The sequence below is a fragment of the Synechococcus sp. R6-5 genome (assembly GCF_047461775.1).
Taxonomy (GTDB): domain Bacteria; phylum Cyanobacteriota; class Cyanobacteriia; order Thermostichales; family Thermostichaceae; genus Thermostichus.
Genome location: NZ_JANSHV010000137.1, coordinates 1 through 16,132 on the forward strand (window position 1 = coordinate 1; position 16,132 = coordinate 16,132).

Consider the following 16,132-nt stretch of genomic DNA (forward strand, 5'->3'; position numbering starts at 1 on the left):
GCAGTGTTCAGCGTAAATGTATCAGGGACTTCCCTTAGGGCCAATCCTGAACGCAAACCACCTGCTGGGTTTGGGCAGATCGCTCGGCTGCCTCGGCCACCGCCAGGGCGTGGAGCATGTTTTCAGTATGGATATAGAGGGGTCTGCCGTGGCGCAGGTGATCCAGCACCATGCGGGTGTCTTGCTCGAACAGGCCGTGGCGGGATCCCGTCTCTAGAGGGTGGGCGCTGCCGGGCCGCAGCAACGTTGCCTCTTCGCCGTTGATCAACAGGCCCCCCCGTTGACCGTGGAACTCCAGTAGCCGCTGCGAGCACCACAGGGAATCCCCCTTGCCATAGGTCAACACCGCCAGCAACCCATTGGCAAAACTCAGTTGGGCTGTGCAGTAGCAACTGCTGTAGCGGTGGGGCAGGTCCGGCCCGTCGTAGCGCAGTTGGCAGCTCACCCGTTCCACCTTGCCCAACAAGTCCACCAAGCGGTGGATGCGAGAAACAGCCCCCATGAGGGGGAAGCCAAACAACTCAGGCCGATAGGTCCAGCGATCGGGGGCGGGGTGGGTGGCGGTGAGAGTGATGTAGCGAACGGCAAACAGCTTGCCCAACCCTTCCAGCTCTTGTTTCAGCAACCGGTGAACGCCGCTAATTAGCTCGATGTGTTCGACGTGCAGCAGCACTTGCCGCTCGGCTGCCAATTGCACCAAGGAACGCGCTTCGGCAGCGCTGAGGGCGAGGGGATATTCCACGACGGTGTGGATCCCTGCCTCCAGAGCAGCACGGGCAATGGCGGCATGATCCCGATTGATGGTGCTGACAAAAACCAGATCCAGCCGCTGCTCGCCCAACAGAGAAGACCAGTCCGAATAGGCGACGGCCCCCAACTCGGCGGCAAAAGCATCGCTCCGGTCGGGAGCTCGACCGGCAATAGCGACAATCTGCACTTGCCCATCTTTGCGCAAGGCCTCGGCCCGTGAGCGAGCTGCGTAGCCGGTGCCGATGATCCCCACCCGCAAGGTTTGTTCCCTCCCCTAGCCTGCCTCTGTCTGTAGCATCACACAGGAGGGATCCTTTGTACCACCCGGCAATCCGGATCTCGCTCCGCCTAGGTTTGCCGGAAAACTCCTGCTGCACCCTTTGATTTTGTGCCTACCTCACAGAGCTGTTCGCCGGTGGGGATCCCATGGGCGTTAGGAAGAAGCTGCTGCTTCAACCTCTTGGGGTTGCGGCGAGGAAAGCGGAAAATGCCGCTCCAACAAAGCCGGGATCCCCTGGGGGGAAACGCCGCTATAACGGGCTTTGTCGGGCATAAACACCACATGGGGGCCCCGTTTACAATCTTTCATGCAGCCCACCCCCTGCACGCAAATCGAACCAGAGTAGGCGGCCAAGTGGGCGTTCAGGGCTTGCATCACCGCTCCGGCCCCACGCCGATAACAGTCGGATTTCTGGCAGACCAGCACCTTACCTTTGATGTCTGTACCTTTGATATCTCCTTTGATATCTGTGATGTTTGGAGCAACCGGTTCGGAAGCTGCCTCAGCCCCAGAAGCCGAAGACAAACCCCCCGCCCTCTCTCCGAGGGGAACCACCCGGTAAAGCACCCACTTCTCTCGCCCTTTGTGCGAATCCACCTCCCGCTCCCCACAGATCTGCACGGTGTCTCCAGGTTTGAGGGTGCGGTAGAGGGCAGAGCGCAGAGACTTGGGGATCTTGCCGGAAAAAATGTCAGCCCCAGCCTGCCAACGCAGGTACTTGAGCTTGCCGTCTTTATCGGGAAGAAATCCCAAAAACTGGCCCTCCGACTCAAACGGGATTCCTTGCTTAGGGAACTTGCTCATCTTGACCCCCAGCCTCTGTGTTGAGCTGCCAACAAACCTCTAGGCCATCCAATAACTCCTGTCGCCGCGCTGTGTGCTGACGGATCACACTGCGCACCTGTAGAACAGCCAATGGAGTACTCACCTCCACCCGCAGACGACCATCTCCTGTACAAACTGCCGGGATCCCCAATTCCACTAACCGCCGACCAATGCGCCAGCGCTCGCCCAGAGGAATGTTCAAGAGATAGCCGCGCTCAGAGTCCAGAAAGACGGGGTTCATGGCCGGGATCAGCACCTCAGAGTAAAGAATAGTGAAGAGATGAAACAAATTCTCAATAGCCTTTCAAAAAAAAGCCAGAGGCCGGAAGCTAGGCAGGCTCAAGCCCACCTGTAGACCCTCTGGCTAGACTCTGCCGTTCATCAAGCCAAACACCAGGCTATCGTTGGCCAGGAAGTGATGGAGATGGAAAGCGCGATCCTCTGTTTTCAACAGGATTTGCTCGTAGAGGTAGCGGGTGGCCCGATCCCCAAGGCTCTCCGCCTGGGCTGCCTGCCGCCGCAGCAGATCGATGATGGCCTGCTCTGCCGCCAGGTCGTTCATCAACATTTGCCGTGCCTCAAAAGCTCCATCCGGCTCAGGGGTAAAGCAGCAAAGCTGGGCCAAGGTGGCAAAGCTGGCTACCGGCACACCTCCCAGCCCTTCTAGGCGTTCTCCCAGGTCGTGGACATGCTCCCTCGCCTGCTCGTAGTGATCTTTGAAGAGTTGGTGCAGCGGATAGAACTCGGTGCCTTCTACCACGAAGTGATGCTTCTGGTACTGCAAGTACAGCCCCTGGAAGCTGGCCAGCAGGGCGTTCATCCCCTCGCAAACCGGCTGGGTTATCTCAGTGCCAAGCAAGACAGGATTGTCGCGCACGCTGTTGAAAGACTGGCGCAGGGTTGAAGTTTCGGACATAAAACTCTCCAGCACAAGTTAAAAGGAGCTGTGAATCCTAGAGCGCCCGCCACAACGGGCCTGGGATCCTTGGGTGCTTATCTCCAAATCTAGCATAGTGCAGAAAATGACTCTTGTGAATAACTCTCAATAAACCCGTTGTTGCGGATCCCGCTGAGCGGGATCAGGGCGCGGACAGATTTGCTCTTTGCTGGGGCAGTCTCCTGTATAGGAAGAAACTTGGCGGTAGGATCCCCCCTGGGCTACCCTTGTGGGGCTATCAGCCTCGAGGAAGCCAGAGCAAGAAGCATGTCTCAGAAAAGCCCATCCTTCTTAGAGAAACTGACTGACCTAACCCGCCAAATTGTTGACCGTGCCCGAGGCATCCCAGAAGCTTCTGAATCTCTCGAGAAGCCAGAAGCCTTTAAGTCTTTCTGGAATTCGGTGTCTCAGATACTACAGAAGGACCTCCTAGAGGCGCAGACAGAGTTGGGCCACTGCAACATCCTGGTCATTGGCAAAAGCGGGGTGGGCAAGAGCACCTTGATCAATGCAGTGTTTAGAGATGAGCTGGCCCGTACCGGTGTTGGCAGCCCCGTCACCCGCCACATTCGTCAGTATTCCAAGCCAGGTTGCCCAATCACCATCTACGATACACCTGGCATGGAACTAGACGGTGAACAGAATCAGCAAGTTCGCCTGGAGGTTTCCCAGCTTATCGAGGAGCTGCGCTTTAAGGATCCTGAACATCACATCCATGTTGTTTGGTACTGCCTCCACCACGAACTGAAGCGGTTGGAGGAAGTTGAACGCAAATGGCTAAAGGAGTTGGAACTCAAAGACGTTCCCGTCATCTTGGTCTTAACCCAATGCTTGGAATATCCCAATCCTGAAGAGAGCGAGTTTTTCCGGTATTTGCAGCATCAAAATTTGCCTGTCCGCTACATTGTTCCCGTTTTGGCCCGCAACAAGGCGATTAACCGGCAAATTACCATTCCTGCCCACGGGCTGGAGCACCTAATTGGCTGCACGCTAGAGCTTTTGCCGGAAGTGGCTCGCCTTGCCTTTATCCGCCAGCAATTGCTGCGGGTGGATCTCAAAGCCGAGGCTGCCTTTAAGTACGTATCAGGCTATGTGGCCAGTGCAGCGTTTATCGGGGCAGTGCCCCTTCCCTTTGCAGATGCCCCTCTGTTGGTTACAGCCCAAGCAGGCATGATTGCCAATATCAGCTTTATTTTTGGCTTCGAGGCTTCCCCTTCTTTTTACTACTCTTTGATAGCCGCTTTGGCAGGCACTACAATTACAACAGCAATCGGGCGAACGATTGTGTCCAACTTGCTGAAGATGATTCCCGGCCCGGGGATTGTAGGCAGCGCTATCCAATCCACTACGGCAGCCACCCTCACTCTCTCTCTGGGCCTGGCCTATATCGAGCTGATGAAGGCCATCGCCCGCGCCAAAATCCAAGGGATCCAGCTATCTCCAGAAGAGATGAAAGATATCTTTATACGCGAGTACCAAAGTTATGTTGCCTCGGGATCCAAAACTCTGAAAGATGACTTTTCATCCTAGCTTTTGCGTAGGTACTGAATCTAGGGCAGGGGAAGGTCGTGGGGTCTCAAACCCAAAGGTGCCATCGACCAGGTAGAGGGGGCGGCCTTTCACTTCTTCAAAAACGCGGCCTAAATACTCGCCAATCACGCCCAAGCTGATCAGCTGGATCCCGCCCAAAAACAAGATCATCACCGCTAAAGAGGCATAGCCAGGTACATCGGAGCCAAAGAGCAAGGTGCGGATGATGAGAAAAAGGCCATACAAAAAGGCTGGAACCGAGATCGCCAACCCTATGTAGCTCCACACCCGCAACGGCCAAGAGCTAAAAGAGGTGATGCCTTCTATGGCTAGGTTCCACAGCCGCCAGTAGTTCCACTGGGTTTTGCCGCGAAAGCGGGGGGCGCGATCGTAAAAAATGGCCGTTTGCCGGTAGCCCACCCAGGCAAAGATCCCTTTCATAAAGCGGGTGCGCTCTCGCAGCTGTTTAACTGCCTCCACCACCTGCCGATCCAGCAGTCGAAAATCCCCCGTATTGCGCGGGATCCGCACCTGGCTGAGTTGATCAATCAACCAATAGAAGCCGTTGGCTGTAAAGCGTTTTAGCCAGCTCTCCCCGCGGCGGCTGCGGCGCACCGCATAAACCACCTGATAGCCCTGCCGCCACTGCTGCAGCATCTCCGGGATCAGCTCCGGCGGATCTTGCAAGTCGGCATCGATGGGAACAACAGCTCGACCAGAGGCGTGATCGAGGCCGGCAGTAAGGGCGATCTCCTTGCCATAGCAACGGGAAAGGTTCACCACTTTGATACGGGGATCCCGACGATGGAAGGCAATGAGCTTTTCCAGCGTGTTGTCTTGGCTGCCATCGTTGACGCAGATAATCTCGTAGGGGATCCCCAGCGGCTCCAAGGTAAGTTGCAGGCGTTCGAACAGGTGTTCCAGGTTGTCCGCCTCATTTTTGCAGGGGACAACAACCGATAATTCAACCAACTCAACCGGGGGCTCAGACAACATCGAGAGGTGTCAGAAAACAATGAGGATCCCGTAGTTGGCCATCATTTTGCCATTAGGGGGTGGCCGACATCTCCGCCACAATCGAGCGCAGCTCGTCTTCCGAGATGCGGTAGACCTCGTTGCAGAATTGGCAAACTGCTTCTGCCCCCTTGTCGGTGTGGATCATATCGAGCAACTCGTCCCGCCCCAGCATGCGCAGGGCCCCCTTCACTCGGTCGGAATTGCACTTGCAGTAGAAGCGGATGGTGCGCATTTCCGGCGCAATTTTCAGATCCAGGTCGCCCAGGCAGATTTGCAACAGCTCCCGCAAGCCGCCGCCACCAGCCAACATCGGGCTAAATTCTTCCACTTTGGCCAAACGGGCTTCCATCTCTGGGATCAGACTGGCCGGCGCCCCTGGCATCAGCTGCAACAACACTCCGCCGGCGGCGCGTACCCGCTGTGAGTCGAGATTTACTCCCAGAAGGACTGCCGAGGGAATCTGCTCTGAGGAGGAGAGGTAGTAGGTGATGTCGTCTCCCACCTCTCCCGAAACCAGCTCCACCGCGCTGGTGTAAGGCTGGCCATACCCCAGATCCCGCAGCACATGGAGGTAGCCATAGCGCCCAACGGCTCGGCCCACATCCAACTTGCTCTCGGCAGTGAGAGGAAGCTCAATGGCGGGGTTGCTCACATACCCGCGTACCGTGCCATCCAAGCCGGCATCCACCCAGATGTTGCCCAAGGGGCCATTCCCTTTCAGTTGCAGGTTAATCCGCGCCTGGCGTCGCTTCAAGTTGGCCGCCAGCAACAGGGCTGCGCTCATGGCCCGCCCCAAGGCCACTGTCGCCACATAGGAGAGCTTGTGCCGCTCCCTTGCCTCTTGTACCGCCTGGGTGGCCACCAAGCCCACCACTCGGATTTTGCCTTCTGCCGCCGTGGCCCGGATGAGGTGATCCGGCAGAGATGAGGGCGTACCCTCAGAAATACCTTTCGCTCGCTTCAATCGTTCTGACCCAGAGGCATCCGTCATCGCAACCTCAACGCATGTCTTAAACCAAGCCTGCAGGGATCCCCTGGCGACTCAGCCTTCATTCTAAGTGAGTCTAAGTGAGATTGTAGCCCCTCTCTTGCCGGACTTTGGGGAGGGAACTGCCCTGTCGGGGCGGGAATGGGACTGTCCCTTTTCTGGGAGAGATTTTAAGAAGTGTGAAGATCTGAGATGGCAGACGGCAAGCATATCGGAAAATAGCTTGCGGGTATGCTCGTCATACTCTTTAAAAAATCGACTTGAGGATGGATATCCATGAGTGTTGTTACGAAATCGATTGTGAACGCGGACGCGGAGGCCCGCTACCTCAGCCCGGGGGAACTGGATCGGATCAAGTCCTTTGTCACCTCGGGCGAGAAGCGGTTGCGCATTGCTCAAGTCTTGACCGAGTCTCGTGAGCGCATCGTCAAACAAGCTGCCGACCAACTCTTCCAGAAGCGCCCCGACATTGTTTCTCCGGGGGGCAATGCCTACGGGGAAGAGATGACGGCGACTTGCCTGCGGGATATGGACTACTACCTGCGCCTGATCACTTACGGCATCATTGCCGGCGATGTCACCCCGATTGAAGAGATCGGCCTGGTGGGTGTCCGCGAGATGTACAACTCCCTGGGCACACCCATTCCGGCGGTGGCCGAGAGCATTCGTCAAATGAAGCAGGTGGCCATGGGTCTGCTCTCTCCTGACGATGCGGCTGAAGCCGGCTACTACTTCGACTTTGTGGTGGGGGCAATGAGCTAATCCCTCATTGTTTTTGCCGCACAACCCTTTGCTGTTCGTCGATTTGGATTTAGGAAGCTCATCATGCAAGACGCAATTACTGCTGTAATCAACAGCTACGATGTTCAAGGCAAGTATCTGGACAGCTCGGCCATGGAGAAGTTGAAAGCCTTCTTCGCCACAGGCGAGCTGCGGGTGCGGGCGGCTGCCACCATCGCGGCCAATGCCTCCACCATCGTCAAGGATGCTGCTGCCAAGGCGTTGCTGTACTCTGATCTCACCCGTCCTGGCGGCAACATGTACACCACCCGTCGCTATGCTGCCTGCATCCGCGACATGGACTACTACCTGCGCTACGCCACCTACGCCATGCTGGCCGGGGATCCCTCCATTCTGGACGAGCGGGTGCTGAACGGGCTCAAGGAGACCTACAATTCCCTGGGAGTGCCCATTGGGGCAACCATCCAGGCCATCCAAGCCATGAAAGAGGTAACTGCCGCTCTGGTGGGTGCTGAGGCCGGCAAGGAAATGGGGGTGTACTTCGATTACATCTGCTCTGGCCTGAGCTAACTCCCGGCGTCATTGCCTCAGGGGAGGTGCATTCTTCAACGAGCACGGCGGGCGATTTGCCACAGGGATCTGGTGTGCTAGCTGAAGTACGCGAGCTTTCTGGGGTGAGTCGCCTGTTCTGCTGGTCGAGATAGCCCATTTTGTTGTTGAGCGGGGATCCCATATCATGCGCATGTTCAAGATCACGGCCTGTGTGCCCAGCCAAACCCGAATTCGCACCCAGCGGGAGCTGCAAAATACCTACTTCACCAAGCTGGTGCCCTATGAGAACTGGTTTCGGGAACAGCAGCGCATCCAGAAATCGGGTGGCCGCATCCTGAAGGTGGAGCTGGCCACGGGTAAGCCTGGGATGGACGTAGGACTGCTGTAGTTCCCCTATTCGTTCGTTGCTTTCCCTCGGATACTGAGAAATAGCCCTCTGCAGATCCGGTATGCCCAGCTCTGGAAGCTCTGTTCTTGGGGTTGGGGTAGCGGATCTGGCCGTTTTGTAGGGGTGGGGGTAGATGTTGCCTGATGTGCCGACCCGGTTGGAGCCAATCATCGCTGCCCACAACCTGAGCAAGGTTTACCCGGTGGCCGTCAAGGATCCCGGAGTGGTTGGCACCCTGCGCCACTTTTTTCGCCGCACCTATCGCCACATCCCGGCGGTGCAGTCCGTGAGCTTTCAAGTTCAGCCGGGGGAGATGGTGGGATTTTTGGGGCCCAACGGGGCGGGCAAGACCACTACCCTCAAGATGTTGACTGGTTTGATCTATCCGTCCGGCGGCACGGTGCAAGTGGTGGGTCATGTGCCTTACCGCCGGGAGCCGGCGTTTTTGCGGCAGATCACCCTGGTGATGGGGCAGAAGCAGCAGCTCATTTGGGATCTGCCGGCAATGGACTCTTTGCGCATCAACGCTGCCGTTTACGAGATCCCTGAGAAGGAGTTTCGGGAGCGGGTGGGGGAGCTGGCGGAGCTGCTCGACCTAGAAAGCAAGCTGAAGCAACCAGTGCGCAAGCTTTCCTTGGGGGAGCGGATGAAGGCGGAGCTGTTGGCGGCTCTGTTGCACCGCCCGCAGATCTTGTTTTTGGACGAGCCCACCTTGGGGTTGGATGTCAACGCCCAGGCCGGCGTGCGGCAATTTCTGCGGGATTACAACCGCCGCTATGGAGCAACGGTGCTGTTGACCAGCCATTACATGGCCGATATTACTGCGCTGTGCCAACGGGTGCTGGTCATCAACGCGGGGCAGCTCATGTACGATGGCGACCTCGAGGCATTGCTGGAGCGCTTTGCCCCCTACCGAGAGGTGAGGTTGAAATTGGCTCGCCCTTGCCCTGTTGCCCAACTGCAGCTCTATGGAGAGGTGCGCACGGACGGGGATCCGGGCAGCTGTGAGGCGCGGCTGTGGGTGCAGCGGGAGCAGCTCACCCAAACGGTGGCCAAGCTCTTGGCAGAGCTGGATGTGCTGGATCTAACGGTAACCGACCCGCCCATCGAGGAAGTGATCGGGCGGGTGTTTGCGGATGGGATCCCTTCGGCCAGCCCATAGGGTCATTTGCAACAGGGTTAGGTTGAGCGTGGGCTCCCTTCTTCCCCAAGAGGAGAGGGGCTGGGGGTGAGGGTCAGCAGCGAAGGATCCCAGCTTTGTTGGAAACGACTGGGATTCCCTAACCCTTCCCTCAGATCTTCTGGGCAGCAGCCTCGCGCTGGTCAGCCGTCGAGCGTGCCGCGTGCAGCGCAGAGTAGAGCTTGTTGAGGGCATTCATGTAGGCTTGGGCCGAAGCGACGATGATGTCGGTGTTGGCGGCATGGCCGGAAAAGATGCGGTCTTCGTGGCGCAGGCGGATGGTGACTTCCCCAATGGCGTCGATGCCGGCAGTAACCGATTGGACAGAAAACTCGATTAACTTGTTGGGGATATTGACAATGCGGTTGATGGCCTTGTACACCGCATCCACCGGGCCTGTGCCCACGGCAGCGTCCACCCGCTCTTCCCCTTCCGGGGTTACCAGGCGCACCGTGGCGGTGGGAGCCTCTCGATTGCCACACACCACTTGCACATGCTCCAGGCGGTAGAGTTCGGGCACCGGGCGAGTTTCGTCGTTAACAATCGCTTCCAGATCCAGGTCGGAGATTTCTTTTTTCTTGTCAGCCAGCTCTTTGAAGCGCAAGAAGGCCTTGTTCAGATCCTGCTCCGACAGCTCGAACCCCAGTTCTTTGAGGCGGGTGCGAAAGGCGTTGCGGCCCGAGTGCTTGCCCAACACCAAGGTGCTCGATTGCAGGCCGATGGTCTGGGCATCCATGATCTCATAGGTCTGGCGGTTCTTCAACATGCCGTCCTGGTGGATGCCAGATTCGTGGGCAAAGGCGTTGGAGCCGACGATAGCCTTGTTGGGCTGCACCAACATGCCAGTGAGGTTGGAGACGAGGCGCGAGGTGCGATAGATCTCCTGAGTTTTGATGTGGGTGAGGGGCTTCTCGGAGTCCACCGGCAGGCCGAAGTAGGGGTTGAAGTAGCTGCGCCGCACATGCAGGGCCATCACCAACTCTTCCAGGGCTGTGTTGCCGGCCCGCTCACCAATGCCGTTGACCGTCACTTCCACCTGACGGGCGCCCTGCTTAATCGCTTCCAAGAAGTTGGCCACCGAAACCCCCAGATCGTCGTGGCCATGCACGGAAAGGATCGCTTGCTTAATGTTGGGCACATTTTCGCGGATGCCCTTGATCAGTTGGCCAAACTCCTCCGGCATGACATAGCCGACGGTATCGGGGATGTTGATGGTTGTAGCCCCCGCCCGAATGGCCGCCTCGATGACCTGGTATAGGAACTCGGGATCGGAGCGGGTGGCGTCCATCATGGAGAACTCCACATCGTCCACGAAGGACTTGGCGTAGGCCACCATCTCCTCGGCAATTTGCAGCACCTCAGCGCGGGTTTTGCGCAACTGATACTTCAGGTGAATGTCGGAGGTGGAGATGAAGGTGTGGATGCGGGGCTTGGCAGCGGGCTTTAGGGCTGCAGCGGCTGCCTCAATGTCCGGCTTGAGGGCGCGGGCCAGGCTGCAAATCACGGGGCCATCGGGGGTTCCCACCTGCTCGGCCACTTTCTGCACAGCCTCGAAGTCACCGGGGCTGGCATAGGCAAACCCCGCTTCGATGATATCGACGCCCAGCCGGGTCAACTGCCGGGCAATGGCCAGCTTTTCTTCGGTGTTGAGGGTGGCGCCGGGGCACTGCTCCCCGTCTCGCAGGGTGGTGTCGAAAATGAGTACATGATCCAAAGCTTGGCCATCAAACCCGGCGACCGCGGCAGCATCCATAACGGTTACTGGGATAACGAAACACTACCTCATTATTCTGACATTAACTGGCAGGGGTTCTAGCCTTGTTTGGGGAAGATTTGGGTGGGCTCTGTTGAGACGTCATTGGGCTTGGGTCTTGCAACCTTTCCCCTGGGATCCCCAGCGGCGGCAGGAGATGGGGGAAGGCAGATCCCGAAGGCGCAGGCGAGCAGTTGTTCATACTCTTTCTCGTCCTTGAGAGGGCGTTCCCGGCGGCCTTCTGGGGTGGTCTCGATCCACTTAAAAGAGCCATTGGCGCGGGCGGTGAGGGTGACCCGTCCGGTCGGAGTGGCCAGGGTGCAAAGGCGCAGCCGGGTAAACATCGATTCTGGCGAAGTTTGGTGGAAGCGGCACATGGGCTCGAACTCCTGCAGGGAGCGTGGGATCCGATCCAGAAGAAATAGAGTTTTCCAGGTGCGATCCGGCTGTTCCTGCTGAACGAGCCAATACCGACGAGCGGTGGGATCCCCTGGCCAAAGGGTGAGGCGGTAGCGTCCTTCAGCCTGGGCTTGAATCCCGGGATCCCCCAGCCGCAACGGCTCGCGAAAGGCCTCCCCATACCCCACATCTGCCAGCCAGGCTTCATCGCCGATGTTCACCTGCACAGCCAAGTGGTCGCACTCAGGTCCAAAGCGGACATCGGACTCCGTCGGAGTAGCGCGAACGGCGCGGCTCACCTGTCCTGAGAGCAGGTGTACCGAAAACCCCATTCCCTGCAAGGCAGCGGCCAGCAGGCTGTTCAGCTCAAAGCAAAAGCCGCCCCGCCGCTCTCGGACGATTTTTTGGAACAAGAAATCCCGCTCCAGGCAAATGGCGCGACCCCGATGAATGTCCAGATTTTCAAACGGCACCCGCAGCAGGTGGGCTCGGTGGATCTGGCGGAGGGTTTGCAGGGTGGGCTGGGTGGGGCCAACGTAGCCAATCCGATCCAAGTAGGCCCTGATTTGGGAGGGGGTCAGTGGCTCTAGCATCAGCACAGAAACCGGTTGGCTGCCAAGCAAGCTTTTGGCCTACCCTAGCCTTGCCCCGGATCCCCGGCCAGAGCCAGAAGAACAGTTCACTGGAATCTGAAAGACGGCATCTTTTCCCCGGAGCCGATTTTTCTGTGGCTGTAGGGATCCCTGATGAGTATGAGATGGGCAGAGGATTCTGGTGGACGGCCAGGCCCAAGCTTGCCCAAGATGGTTTACAAGACCGTCCAAAGCAGGTGGGAGCGCTACCGATGGCTGCTGCCCAAAATTTGCCCTCCGATGAGCTTTTTCCCATCACGCTGAAGCTCTTTGCCGTCTATCAAGAAGTAATCGGACAAACCGAGATGCGCCTGCAGGTGAGCCCTGGTACCACCGTCGGGCAGCTGTGCGATCAACTGATCCAGCGCTACCCCAGCTTGGCTCCTTGGCGCTCCCAAACGCGCTTCGGTCTCAACCTCAATTTTGTAGCTGCCGACACTCCCCTATCGGCGGGAGACGAAGTCGTTCTGATCCCTCCGGTCAGCGGGGGCTGAAAAGGAGCAAAAGGAGAATGCTACGATAGCGGCAAGAAAAAAAGAAGGCGAAGCGTTACATGGCAGAATACACTCGGTCGATTTCCTTTTATGGGCGGGAAATTGACATCAATATTGGGCTGATGGCCCCCCAGGCAGGGTGTGGGGTTTGGCTGACTTCGGGCGAAACCTCGATTTTGGTTACCGCCACACGGCAGCCAGGCCGGCCTGGCGTTGATTTTATGCCCTTGTTGGTCGATTACGAAGAGCGCCTCTACGCAGCGGGGCGGATCCCAGGGGGATATCTGCGGCGAGAAGGCCGGCCACCGGAACGGGCCACTTTGATCTCTCGCTTAATAGACCGACCCATTCGTCCGTTGTTCCCGGAATGGCTGCGGGATGATGTGCAGGTGGTGGCCACCACCCTCTCGGTGGACGATACGGTGCCGCCCGATGTGTTGTGTATTTTGGGAGCCTCGTTGGCCATTCACGGTGCTCGCATCCCCTTCAACGGCCCGGTGGCGGCGGTGCGGGTGGGCTTGGTCAAGGATGAATTTATCCTCAACCCCACTTATGCCGAAATTGAGGCGGGCGATCTGGATTTGGTGGTGGCCGGCTGTGCCGATGGCGTGATCATGGTGGAAGCCGGGGCCAACCAACTGCCGGAAAAGGACGTGGTGGAGGCCATCGAGTTTGGTTTCGAGGCCATTCAGGAGCTGCTCAAAGCCCAACAGCAAGTCCTGGCGGATCTCAACATCACCCCGGTAGAGCTGCCCCCTCCCCCCAAAAACGAGGAGCTGATTGCCTTTGTAGAAGAGCAGGCTCAGGAGGGCATTCGCTCCATTCTCAGGCAGTTTTTGGACAAGACCAGCCGGGAACAGCAACTGGAGGAGCTCAAGGCCAAGCTAGAGGCCCAAATCCAGGAACGGCCAGAGGGGGATCCCTTGCGGCTCTATCTTCTGGAAAACCCCAAAGAGTTGGACAACCAGTTCAAGGCTCTGCTCAAGAAGCTGATGCGCCAGCAAATCCTGCAAGAGGGGGTGCGGGTGGATGGACGCAAGCTGGACGAGGTGCGACCGGTCTCTTGCCGGGTGGGTTTGATCCCAAGGGTTCACGGCAGTGCCTTGTTCAATCGCGGCCTCACCCAAGTCCTTTCCATCACTACCCTCGGCACCCCCGGCGATGCCCAGGAGCTGGACGACTTGCACCCGGTGGATGAGAAGCGCTACATGCACCACTACAATTTTCCGGGCTTTTCAGTGGGAGAAACGCGGCCTTCACGCTCGCCGGGACGGCGGGAGATCGGTCATGGGGCGCTGGCGGAGCGGGCCTTGGTGCCGGTGCTGCCCAAGGAAGAGGAGTTTCCCTATGTGGTGAGGGTGGTCTCGGAAGTGCTCTCCTCCAACGGCTCCACCTCGATGGGATCCGTCTGTGGCTCCACTCTTTCCCTAATGGATGCTGGGGTGCCGATCAAAGCGCCGGTCAGCGGGGTGGCCATGGGTCTTATCAAGGAGGGGGACGAGGTGCGCATCCTCACCGACATCCAGGGGATCGAGGACTTTCTGGGCGACATGGACTTCAAGGTGGCCGGTACGCGGGCGGGGATCACTGCTTTGCAAATGGACATGAAAATCACCGGCATCACCGTTGACGTGGTGGAGCAGGCCATCCGGCAAGCCAAGGCCGGACGCGAGTTCATCCTCGACAAGATGCTGGAGACGATTGCTGCGCCTCGACCCCAGTTGGCCAAAACGGCTCCCCGTCTGCTCACGTTCAAGGTGGATCCGGAGGACATCGGCAAGATCATCGGCCCCGGTGGCAAGACCGTGCGCGGCATCACCGAAGCGACAGGGGCCAAGGTGGACATCAGCGACGACGGCACAATCACCGTGTCTTCCTCGGTGGGCGGCCAGGCGGAGGCGGCGCGGGCGATGATCGAAAATCTGGTGCGGCGGGTGGAAGAGGGGCAGGTGTATTTGGGCAAGGTGACCCGCATCATCCCCATCGGCGCTTTTGTGGAGTTTTTGCCCGGCAAAGAGGGCATGATCCACATCTCGCAACTGGCGGAGTACCGCGTCGGCAGGGTGGAAGACGAGGTGGCTGTGGAAGATGAGGTGGTGGTCAAGGTGCGCAGCATCGATCACAAAGGCCGTATCAACCTCACTCGCCTCGGCATTAGCCCTGAGGAAGCAGCGCGGGTGCGCAACCATCACCACTGAGGCTGCGGTTTTCCCCCAGCAACGGGGGGGCCAGGGATCCCCTCGACAGCCGCCGGCAGCGGCCAAAATGGCAGAGAAAACTCCATCGCGACAGCGGTGCGGAGCGCTTTTTAGCTGGCTCGCGTCTGCACTGCCGTTCGTGTGGTCGCGTCAGCGGTGCAAAGCCCTTTGCAATATGCCGGATCCCGTCCCTCCCTTTCTCGTTGGCAAAGGCTATACTTCTCCAGCTCGACTGTCCCCCTCCCGGCGGCGGCTGGGCTGGGCGTTGGCTTGGGGCTTGGGTTGGGCTGCTCTGCTTAACCTTTCTGCTCAGCATCCTTTGTTGGTGCGGATGGAGAGCGACGCCCAGGAGTGGCTGTACGCTTGGCGTGGCCCTCAGCAGCCTTCTCCCGAGGTGGTGATCGTCGGCATTGATGGTCGTATAGGACTCGATCGCGACAGCGGTGCGGAGCACGTTCCCGCTAACGGGAACAGCGGACAGGGGGAAAGCAATGGCCGCACCAGTGGTGCAGAGCACCTTGGCCAACATCAAGTTGACTTCCTTCTGGAACGGGCCAACTACGCCGGCCTGACGTTGCGTCTACTGGAAGAAGCTGAGGCCAGGGTGGTGGTGCTAAACCTGCCCAGCAGCTTTGTGGTGCCGCAAAACCTGGGCAACGAGAACTTAGATGCCCCTCTACGTCAGGTGGTACAGCGCTACCCAGATCGCTTGGTCTTGGCCACCCGCAGCAGCGAGAGCTTTGGCCGCTCCGAGATTAACATCTACAACCATTTCCTGCCCTTTTCTTCCCTGCGGCTGGAGTACTTGGTGCCGCCAGAGCATGTGCAGGGGGTGGTGCAACATCGGGTAGACAGTGCCGGGATCCTGCGCCAGGCCCAGTTGCGGGGGCTCTACCTGCGCCGCGACAGCCAAGAGGAGCAGATGTTCGCCTCGGTCGAGGCTCTGGCTTTTGCCAAATACGACCCGGAGCGGGCCAGCCGCTGGTTTCGCGAGCGGGGTTTGCAGCCGATCCAATTCAACCCCCTCGGATCCCAGCACGGGATCCCCATTATCCCCATCGAACAGGTTTGCCCTCCGGCTGTTCCACAAGCAGGATCCGGGTCTGCTGGCTCAGTCGCGACAGCGGTGCGGAGCACTTTGGTCAACCCCAGCCAAGCCTGCCGCGGCCAAGAAGGGATCCCTCCCCTCGATCCCGAAGTTGCCGACCAACTGCGGGACAAAATTGTCCTGGTGGGTTTTGTGGGCGGCTACCCCGAAACCTTCCCAGTGCGGACTGCGGATGGATCCCAGATTGCGGCGGTGGAGCTGCAGGCGCAAGTCCTCTCCAGCCTGCTCACCGGGGAGGTCTACCAATCCGTGCCGGGGGGGGTGGCGGTTGCGGTGGTCTTGCTGCTGGGAGTGGGAACGGGACTGCTCTTGGTGCTTTATCGTCCCCCCCTACGTTCGCGTCAGCGGTGCGGAGCACTT

General features: G+C 58.6%; 16 protein-coding genes. 8 read left to right on the forward strand and 8 right to left on the reverse strand.

Annotated features, from left to right (window positions below):
• Positions 1-34: 34 nt before the first annotated feature.
• From NW818_RS07995 to NW818_RS08010, 4 genes are all read right to left on the reverse strand, one after another.
• Positions 35-1,003, reverse strand: a complete 969-nt coding sequence (locus NW818_RS07995; protein WP_414424273.1) for a Gfo/Idh/MocA family protein — start codon at positions 1,001-1,003, stop codon at positions 35-37.
• Positions 1,004-1,183: 180 nt separating this feature from the next.
• Entirely contained in the window at positions 1,184-1,834 is a 651-nt protein-coding gene (locus tag NW818_RS08000) for a (2Fe-2S) ferredoxin domain-containing protein (protein ID WP_414424267.1), read from the reverse strand.
• Positions 1,818-2,096 (reverse strand): Asr1405/Asl0597 family protein, encoded by a 279-nt coding sequence (locus NW818_RS08005; RefSeq protein ID WP_414424268.1) that lies wholly within the window; start codon positions 2,094-2,096, stop codon positions 1,818-1,820. Before NW818_RS08005 ends, NW818_RS08000 begins: the two co-directional genes overlap by 17 nt.
• 123 nt (positions 2,097-2,219) lie before the next feature.
• Positions 2,220-2,771, reverse strand: coding sequence for a Dps family protein (locus tag NW818_RS08010; protein ID WP_414424269.1), 552 nt, complete (start codon positions 2,769-2,771; stop codon positions 2,220-2,222).
• Between the two features lie 423 nt (positions 2,772-3,194).
• On the opposite strand from NW818_RS08010, the gene NW818_RS08015 reads away from it, so the two are divergent.
• Positions 3,195-4,322, forward strand: coding sequence for a YcjF family protein (locus NW818_RS08015; RefSeq protein WP_414424270.1), 1,128 nt, complete (start codon positions 3,195-3,197; stop codon positions 4,320-4,322).
• On the opposite strand, the gene NW818_RS08020 is transcribed toward NW818_RS08015, so the two are convergent.
• Both NW818_RS08020 and hslO read right to left on the reverse strand, forming a co-directional pair.
• Positions 4,314-5,294, reverse strand: a complete 981-nt coding sequence (locus tag NW818_RS08020) for a glycosyltransferase family 2 protein (RefSeq protein ID WP_414328984.1) — start codon at positions 5,292-5,294, stop codon at positions 4,314-4,316. The two genes, NW818_RS08015 and NW818_RS08020, sit on opposite strands and share 9 nt — an antisense overlap.
• A gap of 76 nt (positions 5,295-5,370) precedes the next feature.
• On the reverse strand, positions 5,371-6,261 hold the full coding sequence (hslO, locus tag NW818_RS08025) for an Hsp33 family molecular chaperone HslO (RefSeq protein WP_414424274.1): 891 nt from the start codon (positions 6,259-6,261) through the stop codon (positions 5,371-5,373).
• A 342-nt stretch (positions 6,262-6,603) separates the two neighbouring features.
• On the opposite strand from hslO, the gene NW818_RS08030 reads away from it, so the two are divergent.
• From NW818_RS08030 to NW818_RS08045, 4 genes are all read left to right on the forward strand, one after another.
• A complete protein-coding gene (locus NW818_RS08030) occupies positions 6,604-7,089 on the forward strand; it encodes an allophycocyanin subunit alpha (RefSeq protein WP_011433053.1) in 486 nt (161 codons plus the stop codon).
• 63 nt (positions 7,090-7,152) lie between these two features.
• Positions 7,153-7,638: an allophycocyanin subunit beta gene (gene apcB / locus NW818_RS08035; protein ID WP_011433054.1), complete on the forward strand. Its 486-nt coding sequence runs from the start codon at positions 7,153-7,155 to the stop codon at positions 7,636-7,638.
• Positions 7,639-7,804: 166 nt separating this feature from the next.
• A complete protein-coding gene (locus tag NW818_RS08040) occupies positions 7,805-8,008 on the forward strand; it encodes a phycobilisome linker polypeptide (RefSeq protein WP_011433055.1) in 204 nt (67 codons plus the stop codon).
• 133 nt (positions 8,009-8,141) lie between these two features.
• Positions 8,142-9,170, forward strand: a complete 1,029-nt coding sequence (locus tag NW818_RS08045; RefSeq protein WP_011433056.1) for an ATP-binding cassette domain-containing protein — start codon at positions 8,142-8,144, stop codon at positions 9,168-9,170.
• A gap of 130 nt (positions 9,171-9,300) precedes the next feature.
• On the opposite strand, the gene NW818_RS08050 is transcribed toward NW818_RS08045, so the two are convergent.
• Together NW818_RS08050 and NW818_RS08055 are read right to left on the reverse strand one after the other, a co-directional pair.
• Positions 9,301-10,941 carry a 2-isopropylmalate synthase gene (locus NW818_RS08050; protein ID WP_414417413.1) on the reverse strand — a complete coding sequence of 547 codons (1,641 nt, stop codon included), beginning with the start codon at positions 10,939-10,941 and terminating at the stop codon, positions 9,301-9,303.
• 59 nt (positions 10,942-11,000) lie between these two features.
• Positions 11,001-11,933 (reverse strand): arylamine N-acetyltransferase family protein, encoded by a 933-nt coding sequence (locus tag NW818_RS08055; RefSeq protein WP_414424271.1) that lies wholly within the window; start codon positions 11,931-11,933, stop codon positions 11,001-11,003.
• Positions 11,934-12,184: 251 nt separating this feature from the next.
• Here NW818_RS08055 and NW818_RS08060 point away from each other — a divergent pair, with 251 nt between their 5' ends.
• From NW818_RS08060 to NW818_RS08070, 3 genes are all read left to right on the forward strand, one after another.
• On the forward strand, positions 12,185-12,466 hold the full coding sequence (locus tag NW818_RS08060; RefSeq protein WP_414357275.1) for a MoaD/ThiS family protein: 282 nt from the start codon (positions 12,185-12,187) through the stop codon (positions 12,464-12,466).
• A gap of 59 nt (positions 12,467-12,525) precedes the next feature.
• A complete protein-coding gene (locus tag NW818_RS08065; protein WP_011433060.1) occupies positions 12,526-14,664 on the forward strand; it encodes a polyribonucleotide nucleotidyltransferase in 2,139 nt (712 codons plus the stop codon).
• Positions 14,665-14,839: 175 nt separating this feature from the next.
• A partial coding sequence (locus NW818_RS08070) for a CHASE2 domain-containing protein (protein WP_414424272.1) occupies positions 14,840-16,132 on the forward strand: 1,293 nt, incomplete at its 3' end.